The following is an 18904-nucleotide window of genomic DNA, read 5'->3' as shown; positions in this document are numbered from 1 at the left end:
GGGCTCTTGCTCTGACCCCAATTGATTAATGGAGCAACCTATGAAGCCCAATTGTCGTCGGTGCTCAACAAGCTGACTTATCTGATTCTCGAAATTGGATTGATGCTGAAGATATTGGCACACTTCATGGCTTGTCTTTTACTGGATCTTGGGGCTCACAGCTCTGGGGAAAGAGGGAATAAAAAATAGGTCACTGGGTTGTTGTTGATGGGTTGGATGACGCAGGTCGTGTAATGATTCGAGATCCTTGGCAAGCAACTAAGTATAAAATGGATATGACCGAATTTCAGAATACTTAGGCCAGTTATTCAGTGTGGGGCAATAAATTATGAAGTTAACTATTCTGAATTGTGAAACTAAAAAGAAGGGCTCGTATTTATTGTCCTTGAAATATGGTGATCACGAACTGGTAGTTGAGAGTAATGTATGTGAAGGCGTTGTGCCTTATATGGAGTACAGAGATGTACTTCAAGAAATTTTGCATAAAGACGTTGGCGAGGCAAAGAATATGAACAGATTGATGTTCAAGATCTATAGAGAAGAATCTGTAGATTTTCCTGCTGAAGTGGGTGAATTTTAATTTGATAGGTGCCTTAAGCCTGGTTGTTAGCTGGACTTTTTGTTGTTCCATAAAATCAGTGAAGCCCTGGATTTTGCTTTAAACACGAGCGATTTATTTGGTGAAAGATAATGAAGTTATGGCGAAAACTACCTTTTATTGTTTTTGTGCTTATAGGGATAGTAATTGCTATTACTAAATTTAGTGATTCAGTCTTTGTTAACAAAGAGTACTCTCATCAAATTGAAATTAAGATTTACTCAGGGAATCTGAAATATCTTTATGGGATTCTTCAAGAGAAGCAGAATGAAGACTACGTTTCGTTCAATAATAAGAGTAATTATTTGTTAGTTAAACTAAGAAATTATGGAGAAAAAAGGGCTTGGGGAAAATTAAATGTAATGAGTAGTCAAAGGAAATTAGCAGTTATATTAGTGAATTCTTTAGAGGGACTTAGTGATGAATATTTTATTTATTTGGTTCCTATTGCCTCTGCTGATGTTAAGCCTGAAAGCAATATTTCTTTTGAATGGGAAGAGCTTTTTACGAAGTGAAGGGAATCAATGGACTTAGCCATTGATTCCTAAAAGTTGGAATGAAAAATTTCTGATCTAATAACTTATAAAATAGCGTCTTCCTACAGAAACAATTACCAATAAGACAAACAACACCAGACTAAAACTCCCCCCGCCGGCACTGGTGTCATCCCGTTTAACCCCACCAATGGTATTTCCTGTAATTGCAATGGAAGCAGACATTCGCTGATCATATTCCCCATCGATATCTCGCGAGCTGCCGTTGTAGCAGGTGATTTCCATGGTGTTTGGGTCAATCACTTTCCAATCCTCGGTGGGAAGCAGGGCGTATTTGCCGCTGCCTTGGGCTTCGATGCTATAGACCAAGGGTTTTTCTGGCAGTGGGGAAGAGAGGGTAAAGCGCACGGAGACGGCGTCCGAAGGGGGAAGTCCGTCGGGCAGAGAGGCGGTAAAGCTGATGTTTCCTAATGAATACTTTAAGCCTGGGTCTCCGAGCGTTGAGTCTTTATTAACAATGTCGTCTACGTCTTCGATGTTATCCACTTCCAGCTGCATACTGCCGACGGCAACGGCCGTTAGAACCCAATTATTTTCTGTTGATAGCGACAGCTCATCGCCGGAGATCAGTTTGATCCCTTCCGCCAACTGAGGGTTTTGGGCCGCATCGCCGTATTCCAAGGCATCAATAACGCCATCGCCATCAGTGTCTAATGGGTTGTTGAAGTCGTCGCCCAGTTCAATCGTGTCATTGATGCCGTCGCCGTCATTGTCATTGAGTTTAGGGTCCAGCCCCAGTGCTTGTGCTCTTTCGTCGGTCAGCCCGTCGTTGTTGCTGTCTGAACCTTCCAGCGTCGCAAAGCCACGGAAATCCGGTTCAATGGTGAGTGGGAAGACGCCGGGTATCTGAGTGCCGGGTATTCCATCCAATGGGCCTGTTTCGTCGTCCAGAGTAATGATGTCCAGATGATTGTCTGTCTTGGTGATACGGAAGGTGGTTGAGGTATTCGCCATTGGGTTGCCCAACCCTGGGTGGTAAATCTGCAACGCGTAATACAGGGTGTAAGTGCCATCGCCGTTGTCATTAAAGTGAAGCGTGTCGTTGTCCGGGTCGGTGTTGTTGAGGTCGTGTATGGCGTAGTTAAAGCCAACCGAGAGGGTCGTGCCTGACATGGTGGCCGTACCTGCATCAAAATCCCAGTGCCAGGTGACTGTTTGCACGCCTTCACCCAGAATGGCGCCGGTTGGTGCGGCCCGCATGGTAATGCCGTATTCGCCGGAGTAAACGCCGGTCAGGCCAGCGGTGCCTTCCGCCTGAAGTAAGCCAGAAAAGAGCAACAGGCACAGTATCAGCCAGTTTTTGAATCGTTTCTCGAAGTCCATAAGTCGGTAACTCTCATTTAATTAATCTTGGTGCCTGTTTATAAAAAGCCGATGTCATTACCAGCTGACCTTCATTCCGGTGGAGAAGTTAAAGCCTGCGCCTGGGATAAAGGTGGGCAGGTCGGGCGCGCCTTGCCCTCGGATCGCGTAGGAGGTCTGGTAGGTTTCATCGGTCACATTGTTCAGCTCAATAAACACATTGAGCAGATCACTGGGTTTGTAACTGGTTTTTAAACCCAATAGGAAAAACGCGTCCTGTTGAACGGATTCGGTATTCATGTGATCCACCCAGGTTTCTTCCGGTTGCCAACGAACATTGGCCCCTAAGTACCATTGATGGGTCGGTCTGTAGCCGAATTCGGCCTGAATTAGGTGGGTAGGAATGCCGGCGATTCGGTTGCCTTGGTAGGCACCGTCGTCAAATCGGAAGTCACTGTAGTTATAAACCAATTTCCCGATGATCTGGTCACCAGCCATGAATACGGATTCTTCTGCCGCGTTCAACCCGAATTCAATGCCTTGGTGAATGGTTCGACCGTCGTAGTTGATGGTTTTACCGTTGACTGCGAAATCGCCAACCACTGAAATAAGTTCGTCATCTACGAGGGAATAGTAATAAGACAACTCCCAACTCAGTCTCGACCATTGTTGCTGAGTGCCAACTTCAATGGTGTTGGCAGTCTGCATTTTTAAATCGTTGATGAACAGGTAGTTGTTCAGTGGATCATGAGGGGAGGCCGAGACGGTGGCCAGTTGCCAGAAGTTCGGGGCTTCCGAACTGGCGCTGTAGTTTGCGTAGTAACGTTGATCGAGTTCCGGTGACCAGATCAGGCCGACTTTGGGGTTCAGTTCAGAATAGGTGAGTTGGCTGTCCAAAACACCGGGGTTTTTACGGTCTTCAATTTCTCGGTCGTTGTATGCCCATTGAATCGAAGCCAGCGCTTTCCAGTTCAGGCCGATGTCCTGTGTGATCTGGCCGCCCGCGACTATGTTGGATGCCGTTAAGTCCACATCCGCAAATTGCTGCATCAGGCTGCCATTAACGGGGTTAATGGCGTGATACTCTCTGGGCATAGCGCCCTGATTAGCAGAAACAAACAGCAGATAGTTCGTTGCTAAATCACTTTCACTGATATGAGTGTAATCGGTCGAATAATCCAGGCCATAGTTATGCGTTGTGGTGTCGCTCTGGCTGAGTGGATTTCTGAATGTATCCTCTGTTTTTTCTGCGTAGACCCCAAGTGTGTGGGAGGCATTTAAACCGTGGTAGCTGGTTTTATTGGCCAGCCGATATTGCTGGCTGTCGCGGAAGGGTTCGCGAATCGGAATGTTCAGCAGTTCATCCATCGGTGTATCCCCTTCGCCCATGACGGATTCCGGGTTGTTTGTCGCTTCTTCTTTGGTCAACAGGAAGGGGATATCGAATCGGTTGTCGGTGATGTTGATGTAACTGCGGTTTTCCCATTCGAGGTTTTGGTAGCCGATGTTCAGCGCCAGGCTGTCGCGTTCGCCTTCGCTGTGATTGCGAAATCCGTCTTGCTGATAATGGCTGGCATTGAGGTAGTAGTCCCAATTGTTCCATTGATTGCTTAGGTCTAAGGCTGCTTTACGCAAGCCAAAAGATCCCGCTTCCACCTTGAGCGACCGTTCACTGTTGCTTGCATTGCGGGGATGCAAATTGATTGCCCCGCCCAGTGTTGTGGCTCCATAGCGCATGGCGTTAGCGCCCCGGTAAACCGAGATGTATTTGGCTTGTTCGGCGTCCAGTAAACCGATAATAAATGAGCCGTCTGGTTGGTTGAGCGACAGGCCGTCGTACAATAACTGAATGCCCCGGTTGACCGGATTGTCCTGGATGCCAGAGCCTCGGATATTGATTCTTGGCTGGTCGTTGCCACCAAAAAACTCCTGCACCACGATGCCGGGTTCATAATTCAGTACTTTTGCCAGCGAGGCCTGGCTGCCGTTCATCTCATCCAGATCAATGAGATTGGTGCCGCCCGGCACATTGGCCAGTGTTTCTGTGAGGCCGGTGAGTTCAATTTGGTTATTGTCCGTCTCACCGATTACTGTCATCGACTCCTGTACCACTGTTCTGTCATTCTGTGGTGCATCATTCTGTGGCGCATCACTCTGTGGTGCAGTATTCTCTTCGGCGCTGGCCAAGAGAGGCCAAGCCGAAAGAGATAGAGCGGTGCAAATGAGTCTGGTTAAAGCAGAACGCATTAACGACGCTCCTGTTGTTTGATCGACAGTTTTCGTCGGTTCAGAGTCAGCGCAGACAGGGCAAGGATGAACGACCAGCCGAAGCTACCGCCACCGGAGCCTGACCCAGATTTAGATCCGGCTTCTGATGCTGTGCCTGCATTGTCAGGGGTTTCATCCGGGGCGGGTTCTTGAGTGTGGCCAACGATCAGTTGCTTATCGCGAGAAAGCGTCATGTCATGAGGAATGACAAAATCAATGGCGTTCTCATTATTTGCGTTTTGAACCCAGGGAATGCTTGGGTAGCTAATGGTGTGCAGTGGCTGCATGGTTTCCATATCAAACCCGACAGTGAGCAGTTTTTGACTCAACTGCAGGCCTTCCGGGATACCCTCAGAAAACGTCAGGGTGAAGGCTAATTCATTGCCCTCAAACATCTGGCTGTCGGACAGGAAATTGATCATTGAATAGTGAAACGTTTTTCCATCTTCACTTTGAATCGGAGGTTCTTCACCATCAAGCACTTGCACCGCATCAAGCGTCAGATTCAGTGCCGTGACGGTCGAAAATGAAAATGCGATATCATCGCGTGATTCAACGGCGACGGTTTCACCTGTTATTAACTTGATGCCGCCAATGACGTCACTGAGCTCAGAAACGTCACCGGGTTCGTGAATATCAGCAATGCCGTCGTGGTCTGTGTCGGTGGGGCGAACGAAGACGCCGATTTCATCCGCATCGCTGAGGCCGTCGCCGTCGCTATCGAGTGTTGCTGCTTCTAAGCCTAATAAGTTGGCGGCCAGGTCGGTGATGCCGTCGTCATTGCTGTCGGTTCCAAGCTCTAGGTGCATTTCCGTGGAATCAAACTGAGGTTGAACAACGTACGGGAAAACCCCTTCAATTTGGGTGCCGGGCACACCATCCAACTCGCCGTCTTCATGGTCGATGGTGACAATGTCCAGCTTATCATCCGCTGTTTGGGTGATTCGGAACGTGGTGCTGGTTGCTGCCATGGGGTAGTTTTGCATGCTTAAATGAATTTTTTGAGCGTATTCAGCGGTGTAGGTGCCGTCCCCATTGTCGGTGAAGTCCATGGTCACTTCATTGATGTTATTGATGGTGGGGAAGGTTTCAAGGTTGCCTGTTTTGAGTGCGATGGTTTCCTGCGCATACGGCTGATAAGGGGTTTTCACCATGCCCATGGCGAACAGGTTATCTCCGCCCCAGGTGATTCTGTGGTTATCAAAATCCCATTGCCACAAGGCATCGGAGATACTGTTGCCCAGAACGATGTATTCAACGCCGTTCAAGTTCGTGCGAGGTAGCACAAGTGCGTTCATCGCATTCTCATCCATGGTGTTCATGGTGAGTGCGTGTTTTCCAAGATACACCCCGGTGATTCCCGGGGTACCTGCTGCTTGTGGTAGAGGGTCTTGTGCCATCGCAACCCCGATAGGGCTGATGAGCGCAGAAACAAATAAAAGTCGTGGTACAGATGCAGTGTTCATAAGAGTGCCATTAAAGAGTCAGATCATGTGTGAACGTTGAAGCGGTTGAATGACTATCCTGAATAATCAGGTTTCAATCCTCTGTTCTGCAATCTTCGAAAAAGTCTGAATAGCCGACGTCTTCAAAGATTGCGGAATGCTTCAAATCAATTGGTTACGCCAGCCCAGTCCAATTCAATGTCGAATGGGAAAATGCCGATGATCGGCGTTCCGGGTACGCCATTGTTGTTTGTATCCAGCGTCTTAATTTGTAGCCCTGAGCCTGTGTCGGTAATTTCAAAGGTAGTGCTGGTCGCAGCCTTTGGATTGCCGTAGAGGGGGTTATACGCTTGGAATTCGTAATCAGCGGTGTAGGTTCCATCGCCATTGTCAGTCAGCTCGATCGGAGTATGCGCTTTGTATGCCAGAGGGATGATGGAGTGCGGGCTTCTGATATAACCCCCGTCAAACGTGGCCGTTTGCGCATCAAAATCCCAGGTCCAGCTGTAACTCTTGTAGCTGATTGCTTTCAAAGCACCAGAGGTGGTTTTGACTTGTAAGTCATAGTTGCCTGTATGTATGCCTGTTAGTCCCGGCGTTCCTGCAAACGCGGAACCGGCAGAGCAAGCTAAGGCTAGAATGGAGGCTGAAAATATATGTGTTAGTTTCATCGTTACGCTCGTAATAAAGTTGATAGGCCGGTACACATTGGTACCTTCAATACGATAATCACCGACATTCTTAAATCTAAGTGATTATCATTTGTATTAGTCTATCGGAACTTTTTCAAACTCAAATGACATTTATCAAGTTGAGGTGTGAGTGATAAAAATAATGTGAAAACTTATGCGGCTAAGCTTTTGATGCTTACCATTGGATGTAATACATCCCCTTGGCCAGGAAAATAATCGCCAACATATGTGCAAAAACACTGAGGTGGGTGTACTTAAAGCGCTTAGAAGTCATGTCACCGCAGATGGAGTGTTTCATCGCAATAATGAAATGAACGAGCACACTGAGTGCTAGAAGAATCTTGACGGCCAGCAAGGTGCCAAAGCTGCTGTCAAACGGCCAGCCAATATTGCTGTAATGTTGATAGGCCATAGTGATGCCCGAAGCAAATAAGGTCACCACCACCCACGGCATGATTTTACGGCCCCGTAAATGAATGCCTTGTTCTACCAGTGCCATGGTTCTGGCGGGCAGATGAGGGCGTATGCCTTCGAGAATGAGCACTTCAAATGCCACGATGCCAATAAAAATAGAGCCGCACAATAAATGTAAGCCGACTAATACTCCGTAACTCATGAACTTTTACTCCAAATCAATAAGAGGCTTTTGCACGAAAGCAGCCATCGCTAGTGAACAGTAATGCATGCTATATGCAAATGATTCTCGATTATGATAATGTTCTTCGCCAGAATATAAATGACATTTGTCAATTGGGTGGAAAATATGGATCTGGTCATACAAGAATCATTGCAAAGTTCGTTGATCTTTAAGGATATTTCGGCTCAGTACCGTGCCCACCTGACGAATGGTATGCGGCGCCGTAAATTGAAAGCAGGTAAGCATTTATTTCATGAAGGGGAAGAGGCGGATTACTTTTACCAGCTGACCTCTGGAGTGATTAATTTGTACCGCTTGTCTCCTGAAGGGGATGAGAAGGTGTTCCAGCAAGTACGAAATGGCGATACGATTGCGGAATCGGCCATGTTCATGAAACCGAACGTTTATCCGGTCAGTGCGCGAGCCGAACAGGATTGTGAATTGCTGATTTTTTCGCGCTTAGCTTTGTTGGATCTTTGCAAAGATAACCCGGATTACGCCATGCAGTTGCTATCTGCCATGTCGACGCGACTGCATCAAACGGTCAATCGGATAGACCAGCTAACCCTAAAAAATGCCGGCCAGCGCTTGGTCGCTTATTTACTTGAGCAGCATCAGCTTCAACACAGTGAATGGCTAACTCTGCCCGTATCGCACTCTATTCTGGCCGGGCAATTGAATATTGCCCCGGAAACCCTGTCCCGGCTATTTCAACGGTTACGTCAGGCAGAAGCCATCAGTGGCAAAAGACAGACCGTAGTGTTATTGGATATCAAGAAAATGTGCGACCTTGTGAATTTGCCTTTAATTACTTCCGGCAATCTGATGATGGATCAATCCGGCGTTCAAAACACAAGTATGGCGGGTTGCTGTAACTTGGCGCCGAAATGGCTTTAAGGAATGTTTTCAGTGGAACGAAATGGATAAGCCGATTTTTTTGAGATGTTGATGCAGAAAGACTCCGTTTATTCCTCGCTGTTTTGTACTCGAAGCTTTTCTTTGAGTTTTTCTAATTTGAACATTAAGACGTTCCCCTGAATTAAAGTAATCAAGAAAACTGTATAGAAAGTGAGATCTTTCATTCCTTCACTCATGGTTCGCCATTGCCATATGACGAGTAAGAAGATGAGGATATACACTAAGATGTTTATCGTTCTATTCATATTAATAATCTATGGAGTTCTTCAATTTACTGCGGTTACTTCGCTTTGCAATCACTAAATATCCTTAGGCGGCTTCTAAGTGGGGTTTTGCGTGGCTGGCATCTCAGAGAAACAATAGGGTAGAAACGAAAAAAGCCTGCTTAAGAAAGCAGGCTTTTAAAATAAGTGGTAGCAACGGGCAGACTTGAACTGCCGACCCCAGCATTATGAGTGCTGTGCTCTAACCAGCTGAGCTACGTTGCCACTTCAGGCTGCGCATTATGGAGATCGACTCGGGTTCTGTCAATACATAATTCGAAGTTTTCTTAAAAATTTATACGTTGAAGCGGAAATGCACTACGTCACCGTCTTTGATGATGTAGTCTTTACCTTCCAAACGCCATTTACCGGCTTCTTTGGCTCCGCTTTCACCGTTGAACTCAATGAAATCGTCGTAACTGATGACTTCAGCACGGATGAAGCCTTTTTCGAAGTCGGTATGAATCACGCCAGCGCCTTGTGGTGCTGTTGCTCCCACTTTGACAGTCCAGGCGCGAACTTCTTTAACGCCGGCAGTGAAGTAGGTCTGAAGGCCCAGAAGCTCATAGCCTGCACGGATAACTCGGTCAAGGCCTGCTTCGTCCATGCCCATTTCTTCCAGGAACTCTTCTTTTTCTTCGTCTTCCAGTTCGGCTATGTCTGCTTCTAACTTATTGCAGATAGGAACCACCACAGCGCCTTCTTTGGCGGCGATTTCACGTACTGTGTCCAGGTGAGGGTTATTTTCGAAGCCTTCTTCGTCAACGTTGGCGATGTACATGGTTGGTTTGTTGGTAATCAGGTGGAACTGGCGAACGGTTTTCCAGTCGTCGTCTGAAAGCTCAAGGGTGCGTGCCGGTAAACCTGCTTCGAAGTGAGCAATGAGCTTTTCCAGCAGTTCTTTCTGCTTGATGGCGTCTTTGTTGCCGCTTTTGGCTGTTCGCTGAACTTTCTGATGTTGTTTCTCAACGCTTTCAAGATCGGCCAGAATCAGTTCCATGTTGATAACATCAACGTCATCGGCCGGATCAATACGGTTTTCAACGTGAATGACGTTTTCATCTTCAAAACAGCGCACAACGTGAGCAATGGCGTCGGTTTCACGGATGTTGGCCAGGAATTGGTTGCCTAATCCTTCACCCTTGGAAGCGCCTTTTACCAGGCCTGCAATGTCTACGAACTCCATTGTGGTCGGGATGACTTTTTCTGGGTTAACAATGGCTTCCAGTTTTTCCAGGCGTGGGTCGGGCATAGGTACAATGCCGGAGTTTGGCTCGATGGTGCAGAACGGAAAGTTAGCTGCGTCGATTTCTGCTTTGGTTAATGCATTGAACAGTGTTGATTTACCAACGTTTGGTAAGCCTACGATACCGCACTTAAAACCCATGAATTATACCTGTATACGTTGTGCGAGCGGGAGATAGCAACCCTGAAATCAGAAAGAAGCTAATCGATGTTGCTCGGATGAAAATTTTGAAAGGGGCTATTATAGGGGTTTTTACGTGCAGGTATAGTGGTTGAAAGCGTTGTTGGTGATTTTCTGAACAAAGGCGTGCGAGAGATGGATAAAAGTGGCTAAGGTGAGCGTTGTTCGCAACGGAAAGTTCTTAACGACAGGTTCTTAACGGCAAGTTCTTAACGACAAGTTCTTAAGAGAAATTGCGCAGCGGAAATTAACCTTTAAAACTGTGGAGCTGATTCATCGCTTTGCTGCTGTCGCCGTCTAAAAATAACGGAAGGACTCGCGCAGCTTCATCAATGGTTGCTTCGATGGATTGCATTTCAGCCAGAGGGGCTTTTTTTAGCACAAAATTTGCGACGAGTTTGCTGTCGCCTGGGTGGCCGATGCCAATGCGTAAACGATGAAATTCTTTGCTGTTGGCTAAACAACGAATGATGTCTTTCAGGCCATTATGTCCGCCGTGACCGCCGCCTTTTTTTAATTTGGCTGTGCCAGGAGGGATGTCCAGTTCATCGTGAACAACAAGGATTTGTTCCGGGGAGATCTTGTAGAAGTTAGCCAGAGGGCCAACGGCTTGACCACTTCGGTTCATGTAAGTCATAGGTTTGAGAAGGTGGACTTCTTCACCATTGATACGAACCTTGCAGTATTCGCCTGCGTATTTCTTTTCTGGTCGGAAGTTGCCGTTGTATTGGCGGGCAATTTCATCCAGAAACAAAAAACCGGCATTGTGACGGGTTTGATCATATTCACTGCCTGGGTTACCCAAGCCTACGATTAAACGAATGTCAGTCATGCCGGTTCCTTGTGTGCAGCGTTTTTAAATCCAGATTTTAAAATTCGAGTTTTAAAAACGATCTACATTACAGCGTGCAGAGAATTACTCAGCAGCTGCTTCGCCTTCTTCGTCGCTTGCAGTTGCTTTCTTAGCGATAGAAGCGATTGCTGCATCGTGGTCAGCGCCAAGAGCAAGCTGAACAGAAGAAACACCTTTAGGCAGTTTGATGTCAGAAAGGTGAACAGTTTGACCTGCTTCAACCGCTGCCATGTCTACTTCGATGAACTCAGGTAGAGTAGCGATAGTACACTTGATCTGAATGTCAGCTGCGTTATGAGAGATCTTACCGCCTTGCTGCTTAACACCAACACTTGTGTCTTCGTTGATGAAGTGAAGAGGAACAGTCTTAGTAAGAACAGTGCTCTTAGTTACACGTAGGAAGTCAGCGTGATAGATCACAGGCTTAGCCGGGTGACGCTGTAGGTCTTTAAGAACTACTTGCTCTTCTTTGTCGCCAACTTTCAAAGTCAGGACGTGAGAGAAGAACGCTTCGTTCATCAATGCTTTGTCCAGTTCGTTTGCAGCCAAAGTAATTGACTGTGGCTTACGGTTTTTAGCACCACCGTAAATGATAGCCGGAACTTTACCAGCTTCACGACGTAGGCGGCGGCTCGCACCTTTCCCCTGATCATCGCGAACTTCTGCGTTTAATACGAAATCAACCATTGTATTTACCTTCAATGTACCAATCTGCTTGCGACCAGCGAGACTGGAAGTTTTATATCGCTGAATCGTTCATGCGGATTCAGCGTCGAGTTATCAGGCAATGAATTAATAAAGAAGACGGAGTCTGCTGTATTAACGGAACATTGCGCTGATGGATTCTTCGTTGCTGATGCGGCGTACCGATTCAGCCAACAGGCCAGAAACACTCAATTGACGAATGCGTGGGCTGTTCGCCGCTACGCCTGTCAAAGGAATGGTGTCTGTTACTACCAATTCATCTACGTGCGATGAATTTAAACGTTCTACTGCCGGGCCGGAAAGTACAGGGTGTGTACAGTAAGCCACAACTTTTTCTGCACCATTGGCTTTCAATGCTGCAGCAGCCTGGCAAAGTGTGCCGGCTGTGTCGACCATGTCGTCGATCAATACACAAGTGCGACCTTCGACGTCACCGATGATGTGCATGATTTCCGCTTCGTTGGCGCGTGGGCGACGTTTATCAATGATCGCCAGCTCATCACCCAGCAGTTTTGCCAGTGCGCGAGCTCGAACTACACCGCCTACGTCAGGAGATACGACGGTAAGGTTGTCGTAGTTTTGACGTTCGATGTCGTCTAGCAAGACCGGTGAGCCATAAATGTTGTCTACCGGAATGCTGAAGAAACCTTGAATCTGGTCAGCGTGCAAGTCCATTGTAAGAACGCGGTCGATGCCGGATGTTTGCATCATATCTGCGACAACGCGAGCACTGATAGGTACACGGGCTGAACGAGGACGACGATCTTGGCGAGCATAGCCGAAATAAGGAACAACAGCGGTAATCCTTGCTGCTGAAGCACGACGCAGAGCATCGGCCATGATGATCAGTTCCATGATATTATCGTTTGTTGGTACGCAAGTTGATTGGACGATGAATACGTCCTTACCACGTACGTTTTCATTCAGTTCTACCTGAATTTCACCATCACTGAACTGACCAACTGTTGCATCACCCATAGTAATACAAAGCTGATCAACCACCTTTTTTGCGAGTTCCGGGTTAGCATTACCCGTAAAGACCATTAACTTGGACACTTCGCGACACCTTTTAGGGGAGCTGGTTGAATAATTGGGTTTAGTAGTAAGTGGCTGGGGTAGCTGGATTCGAACCAACGCATGACGAGATCAAAACCCGTTGCCTTACCGCTTGGCGATACCCCAACAAACTTTAAACAGGATAGGATCAACTGAGAGCGTTAGCCAGGTCAATCTGTTCCCGCAACGCTCTGTGTGCAGGATTGTCGTTGATGCCTTGCGCAACATACACACTGTCTTCAAAGGCTTTGCCTTGTTGACGGTACCGTTTTGCAATTTCATCCGCTTGTTGCTGTTCACTGAATTCAGCAAAGACACAAGCACCTGTACCGGTTAATTTTGCAGGACTGAACTGACTGAGCCAATTCATTGCAATATCGACATCCGGATACAGCTTTCTGACGACTTTTTCGCAGTCATTATGACCGCCTTGCTTCAGAGCGGCCGATATTGTGATCGGTGATGTGTTTCTAGTCAAGTCAGGATGCGAAAAAATTTCTGCGGTGCTGATGTGAGCATTGGGTTTAATGATAACGTACCAAGGTTCATTCACCTCTACTGCGGTGAGGTTTTCCCCCACGCCTTCGGCAAATGCGGCCTGACCATGAATGAATATCGGGACATCGGCCCCGAGCTTTAAACCGATTTCTTTGAGTTGGTCATTGGTGCGCTGGCAGTTCCAAAGTTCGTTTAACACCAAAAGCGTCGTGGCCGCATCTGAGCTGCCTCCACCGAGACCTGCCCCGGAGGGAATTTGTTTGTCGCATTCAATTTGAACGCCTGTTTGATTAGTCCGGAAGGGCAATAAGGCCTTTGCGGCTTTATATATCAGGTTGTCTTCTTGATGTATGTGCTCGGCGGCTTTATGGCTGAGTTTGCTGTTGCAGACGATGATGGTGTCATCCTGCAGAGGCTCAAAGGTCAGTTGATCGTGGAGCGTGATGAACTGAAAGAGCGTTTGCAGGTCGTGGTAGCCGTTGTCCCGTTGACCGGTGATGTGCAGGAATAAGTTTAATTTGGCTGGCGCCGGAACTGTAATTGGTGACATTGTTACTACGCTATTGAAAGGCCCAGTCAGACAATACAAGGCTTACTTTGTAGCCATTGCTGCGGGCTATGATTTTATGTGGAAGAAAGACGTCGTTGTGCTTTTCATAGTTCAGTAAGCGAATGTCCCAGCCTTGTTGAATCAGTCGCGATAGCAACCCGTGCTGATTGAATTGTTGGGATTGGACCGTTTGATTAGGGGCTGGAATCCCTTTGATCCAGAATTTTAACGAATTGATGGGGAACTCCCAGTCAAGATAGCGTTCCAGAGCAATGTCGGTTGGCAGGGTGCGTTGGTTGTTTTCATCCACTTTGATGGTCACCCAGTCCTGATCTCCACTGAGATCTAAACCGCCAAAGCCCAGCGTGCCCCGTATATTAATGTCAAAAACGGCGGATTGCTGTTGCCAGTCAATGTAGCCGGTTTGGCTTTGCTTGGGGGTGACGACGCCGACTTTGCCTGAAATCTTCCAGTCGTTCAGTTGCTGGATTGCGTCCAGGTGTTGAGCCCAGTGGGAAGGTGTTTGAGTGCTTAATGGTTCGGTTTGTGTGGGCATGTCGTGCAGTGTTGAGCAGCCCTGCAGCATCAGCAGGGCGATCATCACTATGGAAAGGAGACGTGTCATTAAGGTGTGGCCTGATCGAACGGGTTAGTAATCCAAAGTTTTTTCTGAAGTCGGAAACTCAAGCACTATTGATTCTGTTCGTTTTGATCCGCATGGTCGACCTCGTCTTTTTTCAGGTTCACGTCAATGTTGAAGCGCTTCATGGTACTGATCAGCTTTGCGCCCGTTGGATTGCGACGCAGGCCGTCAATCCAGACTTTAAGCGCTTGTTCTTTTTTGCCCTGAACCCACAATACTTCGCCCAGATGAGCGGCAACTTCCTGATCTTTGAATAAGGTATAGGCTTGGGCAAGTAATAGTTCGGCTTTTTGGACATCGCCCAGGCGGAAATAAATCCAGCCTAGACTATCAATAATGGCCGGGTCTTTCGGGTTTAGCGTGAAGGCGCGTTCAATGTAATCTTTGGCTTCTTCTAAGCGATCGGTTTTGTCGGCCAGTGTGTAACCCAGTGCATTCAGGGCGATGGCATTGTTCGGATTGTTATTAATGATGGTTTTTAAATCCGCTTCCATGCTGACGATATCATTACTGAGGTCGAACACCATGGCTCTGCCGTAAAGCAGGTTACTGTCGTTTGGTTCAAGTTCCAGCGCTTCGTTATAGAGCGTCAGCGCTTCCGACAATTCGTTGGCATCTCTTAGAAATTCGGCTTCAATCTGGATGAGTCGAGGTGTTTGATCCGGGATGGTTTGGTGCAGGCCCCGCAAATATTCACGGGCTAGATCAAGGCCTTGAGTGTCTTTGATGATGGTGGTTGCACGGGTTACCGCTGAAATCAGGTTCTTACCTTCACCAACCTGACTGTAGGCATGAATGGCTTGCTCATGCTTGTTTTGCTGCTCGTATAATTGGCCTAAAAAGTACCAGCTGTTGTTCTTTTGTTTGGTGTCTGTGGTTTGCAAAAGCAGCGCTTCTGACTCGTCAAAATAGCCAAGTTCTGCTTTAAGTAATGCGGAAGTCAAGATGACTTCGTCGTCGGACGGGTGTTCTTCGAGTAAGTCGTCAAGTACTTTGACTGCGGCTTTGGTTTGCTTATCGTCAGCCAGGGCCTGACCATATAAAAGCCCCAGAGTTTTATCGCCAGTGTAATTATTCCAGCCTGTACTTAGAGTGTTAAGGGATGCTTTTTCGTCGTTGGCTTTGCTGTACAGTTTGGCAAGCATGATGTAATGCGGCGGCGTCATTTCCCCTGCTTGTTGCAGTGTTTTAATTGCAGCGATGGCTTCTTCGTTACGGTTGTAATCATCCAGCAGCAAGGCTTTGGTGAAGTGTAAGCGAATGTGTTTCGGGTAGATGGCGAGCAGCTCGTCAATACCATCTAACATGGGTTGCTGGAATGCCTGAGGTAGCTCTTTTCCGGTCAGGTAAACTTGTTCAAGGCTGATTGAGTCGGTAATTGCTAATGCGTCTTTCAGTGCGCTAATGGCGTTTGGAATCTGGTGCTGCTTCAACCAGTTGGTGGCAGCGGTGACGTGTGCGTGAATGTTCTTTTTGTCGGTTTTACGCCAAATGTCAGCGGCTTCTGCGGCGGCCTGAGGTTCGTTTAAATATTGGGCGATTCGAGAAGCGCGGGCAGCCACCCATGGGTCCTGGGTGTTTTTGGCTTCAATAAGGTAGTGTTCCAGCGCTAAGTCGTATTGACTCCTTTGGCCTGCGATTTCTGCGACCAGCAGATTGTATAGCGTATCGGTTTCAAAAGGACGAGTCGGGTAATCTTTGCTTTCTTGGGGGCTGACGCTGGACGCTGTCTTTTGCTGATTATCCGTCTCTGTTGTTTTGCCGCCCAGCGATGCACAACCGCTGACTGAAATGATGGCAATCCAAAGCAGCAATTTCATGTGTTGTCCTTATTGATAGATTCTTTTTTGATTTAAATCTAATAGCTGAAGTTTAAATCAATTACTATGGTGACCGTTATTGAACAAGATAAAGCGGTAGATAAACAGTCTGAATGGCTAACACTACCAGCTTAGTACTATTAAAAAAAGCACAAAAAAAGGTACATTAACCCTGCAAAACCGTGGATAATATCCGGTTTTTATGGTTTTGGTACTTTGTTTTTGGGGACATAAGTCGGCAACGCATGGCGCTAGGTATATTTGGCATTAATCATAAGACCGCGACAGTTGAGGTTCGGGAGAAAGTTTCTTTCAGTCCTGAGCTAGTTGTTGATGCTCTTCATCGTCTGAAAAAACAAGTCGGCATGAGCGAAGTGGCTATCTTATCCACGTGCAACCGAACGGAAATTTACTTTTCGTCGGAAAGCGACGTGGAAACTTCTTTGCTTGATTGGATGTCGCATTATCATCAGGTCAACCGAGGCGATCTGGAACGGGCGATTTACCACCACACAGAGGGCGAAGCCTGCCGTCATATTATGCGGGTGGCTTGTGGATTGGACTCTTTGGTGCTGGGTGAACCTCAGATTCTGGGGCAGTTAAAGTCCAGCTACAGTGTGGCGAGAGAAGCCGCGACAGCCAGTTCTTTATTATCGCGCTTGTTTGAATCTTCTTTTTCTGTGGCTAAGCAGGTTCGCACTGAAACCGCGATTGGTGAAAACCCGGTGTCAGTGGCATATGCCGCTGTGAGTTTGTCGAAGCACATTTTCTCAGACCTTTCTAAATGTAAGGTGTTGTTGATCGGGGCCGGTGAAACCATTGACTTGGTGACCCGTCATATTAAAGAACAGGGTGTTCAGGAAATTGTGGTGGCGAACCGCACGCTTACCCGTGCCGAAGAGTTGGCCAAACGCTTTTCGGCTAAAGCCATTATGTTGCCAGACATTCCTGAGCATCTTGCGGATGCCGATATCGTGATTTCATCCACCGCCAGCCAGCTCCCTATCCTTGGGAAGGGGATGGTCGAGGAGGCGATGAAGAAGCGTCGTTTTAAGCCGGTGTTTATGGCTGATATTGCTGTCCCTCGTGACATTGAACCTCAGGTGGCCGATCTTGAGGATGTGTATTTATATACCGTTGATGATCTTCACGAAGTGGTCGAAGAAAACAGAAAAAGCCGTCAGAAAGCGGCGGAACATGCCGAATTGCTGGTTGGTCGCGGTGTTGATAAGTTTAATCAACAGTTAAGAAGCCTGGATGCGGTTTCCACGTTAACAGAGTTCCGGCAGCAGGCGGCCGATATCACAGAAACCGAATTAGAAAAATCATTACAGCAGCTTTCTAAGGGGACAAACCCTGAGAAAGTGATTGCTCAGCTGGCTCGGACCTTAACCAATAAGCTGATTCACGAGCCGACGGTGAACATTCGTCGTGCCAGTTCAGAAGGTCGTTTGGAGCTGATTGACGCCGCCAGAGAGTTGTACGGCTTGAGTGAGCTGACCCGGAATGAATCCGAAGATTAGAGTTTTGGCTGAAAGTCGATAAACTCAATCCCACTAATTAGAGTGTATTAAGTAATTATTTATGAAAGCGTCCATATTAGAAAAACTGGATAACCTGGTAGACCGCTATGAAGAAGTGGGTGCCTTGTTGAGTGATCCGGAAATTATTTCAGATCAGAATAAATTCCGTTCGTTGTCCGTTGAGTATTCTGAAATTGAACCTGTGGTTAAATGCTTCGGTCGGTACAAGCAGGCGTTGGAAGATCTCGAAGAAGCGAAAGTGCTGATGAGCGATTCCGACCCTGAAATGAAAGCGATGGGTCAGGAAGAATACAATGCTTGTCAGGAAGCGATTGAATCGCTTGAACTGGAACTTCAGAAACTGCTGCTGCCAAAAGATCCGAACGATGGCAAAAACGTGTATCTTGAAATTCGTGCCGGAACCGGTGGTGACGAAGCGGCGATTTTCTCGGGCGACCTGTTCAGAATGTATTCCCGGTACGCTGAAACCTTGGGTTGGCGCATCGAAATTATCAGCCAGAACGATGGCGAGCACGGTGGCTTTAAAGAAATCATCACCCGTGTTGTTGGTCAGGATGTGTATTCTCGTCTGAAGTTTGAGTCGGGTGCGCATCGTGTACAGCGAGTGCCTGAGACGGAGTCCCAGGGGCGGGTTCATACGTCGGCTTGTACGGTTGCGGTTATGCCTGAAGCGGATGAGTTGGAAGACATCGACATCAATAAGAACGATTTGCGTATTGATACCTATCGAGCGTCTGGCGCAGGTGGTCAGCACGTCAACAAAACTGATTCGGCCATTCGTATTACCCATATTCCAACTGGTGTGGTTGTTGAATGTCAGGACGAGCGTTCGCAGCATAAGAATCGCGCCAAAGCGATGTCTTTGTTGGCATCGCGCCTGAAGCAGGCTCAGGAAGATTCGGCTCAGAAAGAAGCGGCGGATCAACGCAAGAGTTTGGTCGGCAGTGGTGACCGTTCGGAGCGAATTCGAACTTACAACTACCCTCAAGGGCGAGTAAGTGATCATCGAATCAACCTGACGTTGTATAAGTTGGCCGAGGTGATGGAAGGTGATCTGGACAGCTTGATTCAGCCGTTAGTGAATGAACATCAGGCAGAGATGCTGACCGAGTTAGCTAACTGATTTTTATTC

18 protein-coding genes and 2 tRNA genes are annotated in these 18904 nt (G+C 47.4%); 6 read left to right on the top strand and 14 right to left on the bottom strand.

Annotated features, from left to right (window positions below; genetic code table 11):
* Positions 1-185: 185 nt before the first annotated feature.
* The 3 genes from ABD744_RS23170 (at position 186) to ABD744_RS09375 (ending at position 1113) form a co-directional block, all read left to right on the top strand.
* A complete protein-coding gene (locus ABD744_RS23170; protein ID WP_425562158.1) occupies positions 186-299 on the top strand; it encodes a papain-like cysteine protease family protein in 114 nt (37 codons plus the stop codon).
* Positions 300-328: 29 nt separating this feature from the next.
* Positions 329-580 carry a hypothetical protein gene (locus ABD744_RS09380; RefSeq protein WP_344797829.1) on the top strand — a complete coding sequence of 84 codons (252 nt, stop codon included), beginning with the start codon at positions 329-331 and terminating at the stop codon, positions 578-580.
* A 110-nt stretch (positions 581-690) separates the two neighbouring features.
* Positions 691-1113: a hypothetical protein gene (locus tag ABD744_RS09375; protein WP_344797827.1), complete on the top strand. Its 423-nt coding sequence runs from the start codon at positions 691-693 to the stop codon at positions 1111-1113.
* A 57-nt stretch (positions 1114-1170) separates the two neighbouring features.
* Here the strand turns inward: ABD744_RS09375 and ABD744_RS09370 are convergent, their stop codons facing one another.
* The 5 genes from ABD744_RS09370 to ABD744_RS09350 all read right to left on the bottom strand — a co-directional run bounded on the left by ABD744_RS09370 (position 1171) and on the right by ABD744_RS09350 (position 7475).
* Positions 1171-2475, bottom strand: a complete 1305-nt coding sequence (locus ABD744_RS09370) for a hypothetical protein (RefSeq protein ID WP_344797825.1) — start codon at positions 2473-2475, stop codon at positions 1171-1173.
* Positions 2476-2532: 57 nt separating this feature from the next.
* Entirely contained in the window at positions 2533-4701 is a 2169-nt protein-coding gene (locus ABD744_RS09365; protein ID WP_344797823.1) for a TonB-dependent receptor family protein, read from the bottom strand.
* The gene (locus ABD744_RS09360; protein WP_344797821.1) at positions 4701-6188 is read right to left on the bottom strand and encodes a hypothetical protein; all 1488 of its coding nucleotides are present in this window, start codon (positions 6186-6188) and stop codon (positions 4701-4703) included. Before ABD744_RS09360 ends, ABD744_RS09365 begins: the two co-directional genes overlap by 1 nt.
* Positions 6189-6334: 146 nt before the next feature.
* The gene (locus tag ABD744_RS09355; RefSeq protein WP_344797819.1) at positions 6335-6838 is read right to left on the bottom strand and encodes a hypothetical protein; all 504 of its coding nucleotides are present in this window, start codon (positions 6836-6838) and stop codon (positions 6335-6337) included.
* A gap of 196 nt (positions 6839-7034) precedes the next feature.
* Positions 7035-7475 carry a CopD family copper resistance protein gene (locus ABD744_RS09350; RefSeq protein ID WP_344797817.1) on the bottom strand — a complete coding sequence of 147 codons (441 nt, stop codon included), beginning with the start codon at positions 7473-7475 and terminating at the stop codon, positions 7035-7037.
* A gap of 147 nt (positions 7476-7622) precedes the next feature.
* Between ABD744_RS09350 and ABD744_RS09345 the strand changes: the two genes are divergently transcribed.
* The gene (locus ABD744_RS09345) at positions 7623-8393 is read left to right on the top strand and encodes a Crp/Fnr family transcriptional regulator (protein ID WP_344797815.1); all 771 of its coding nucleotides are present in this window, start codon (positions 7623-7625) and stop codon (positions 8391-8393) included.
* Positions 8394-8825: 432 nt separating this feature from the next.
* Here ABD744_RS09345 and ABD744_RS09340 read toward each other — a convergent pair.
* From ABD744_RS09340 to ABD744_RS09300, 9 genes are all read right to left on the bottom strand, one after another.
* Positions 8826-8902: transfer RNA gene (locus ABD744_RS09340), tRNA-Met, on the bottom strand.
* A gap of 70 nt (positions 8903-8972) precedes the next feature.
* Positions 8973-10064, bottom strand: a complete 1092-nt coding sequence (gene ychF / locus ABD744_RS09335) for a redox-regulated ATPase YchF (RefSeq protein WP_344797813.1) — start codon at positions 10062-10064, stop codon at positions 8973-8975.
* A gap of 286 nt (positions 10065-10350) precedes the next feature.
* Complete coding sequence (pth, locus tag ABD744_RS09330; protein ID WP_344797811.1) at positions 10351-10935, bottom strand: aminoacyl-tRNA hydrolase; 585 nt, start codon at positions 10933-10935, stop codon at positions 10351-10353.
* Positions 10936-11019: 84 nt separating this feature from the next.
* Positions 11020-11643: a 50S ribosomal protein L25/general stress protein Ctc gene (locus ABD744_RS09325; protein WP_344797809.1), complete on the bottom strand. Its 624-nt coding sequence runs from the start codon at positions 11641-11643 to the stop codon at positions 11020-11022.
* 132 nt (positions 11644-11775) lie between these two features.
* The gene (locus tag ABD744_RS09320) at positions 11776-12717 is read right to left on the bottom strand and encodes a ribose-phosphate pyrophosphokinase (RefSeq protein ID WP_344797807.1); all 942 of its coding nucleotides are present in this window, start codon (positions 12715-12717) and stop codon (positions 11776-11778) included.
* 51 nt (positions 12718-12768) lie between these two features.
* A tRNA-Gln gene (locus tag ABD744_RS09315) sits at positions 12769-12843 on the bottom strand.
* A 22-nt stretch (positions 12844-12865) separates the two neighbouring features.
* The gene (gene ispE, locus ABD744_RS09310; RefSeq protein ID WP_344797805.1) at positions 12866-13765 is read right to left on the bottom strand and encodes a 4-(cytidine 5'-diphospho)-2-C-methyl-D-erythritol kinase; all 900 of its coding nucleotides are present in this window, start codon (positions 13763-13765) and stop codon (positions 12866-12868) included.
* A 10-nt stretch (positions 13766-13775) separates the two neighbouring features.
* Positions 13776-14390 carry a lipoprotein insertase outer membrane protein LolB gene (gene lolB, locus ABD744_RS09305; protein ID WP_344797803.1) on the bottom strand — a complete coding sequence of 205 codons (615 nt, stop codon included), beginning with the start codon at positions 14388-14390 and terminating at the stop codon, positions 13776-13778.
* A gap of 65 nt (positions 14391-14455) precedes the next feature.
* Positions 14456-16228, bottom strand: coding sequence for a tetratricopeptide repeat protein (locus ABD744_RS09300; protein WP_344797801.1), 1773 nt, complete (start codon positions 16226-16228; stop codon positions 14456-14458).
* A gap of 245 nt (positions 16229-16473) precedes the next feature.
* Here ABD744_RS09300 and hemA point away from each other — a divergent pair, with 245 nt between their 5' ends.
* Together hemA and prfA are read left to right on the top strand one after the other, a co-directional pair.
* Positions 16474-17751 carry a glutamyl-tRNA reductase gene (gene hemA, locus ABD744_RS09295; RefSeq protein WP_344797799.1) on the top strand — a complete coding sequence of 426 codons (1278 nt, stop codon included), beginning with the start codon at positions 16474-16476 and terminating at the stop codon, positions 17749-17751.
* 61 nt (positions 17752-17812) lie between these two features.
* Positions 17813-18895 carry a peptide chain release factor 1 gene (gene prfA, locus ABD744_RS09290; RefSeq protein ID WP_344797797.1) on the top strand — a complete coding sequence of 361 codons (1083 nt, stop codon included), beginning with the start codon at positions 17813-17815 and terminating at the stop codon, positions 18893-18895.
* Positions 18896-18904: the final 9 nt, after the last annotated feature.

It is taken from the genome of Litoribacillus peritrichatus, from assembly GCF_039537985.1.
GTDB classification, from domain to species: Bacteria; Pseudomonadota; Gammaproteobacteria; order Pseudomonadales; family Litoribrevibacteraceae; genus Litoribacillus; species Litoribacillus peritrichatus.
The sequence above is the reverse complement of the archived record's forward strand: the minus strand, read 5'-3'. Positions and strand labels throughout refer to the sequence as shown.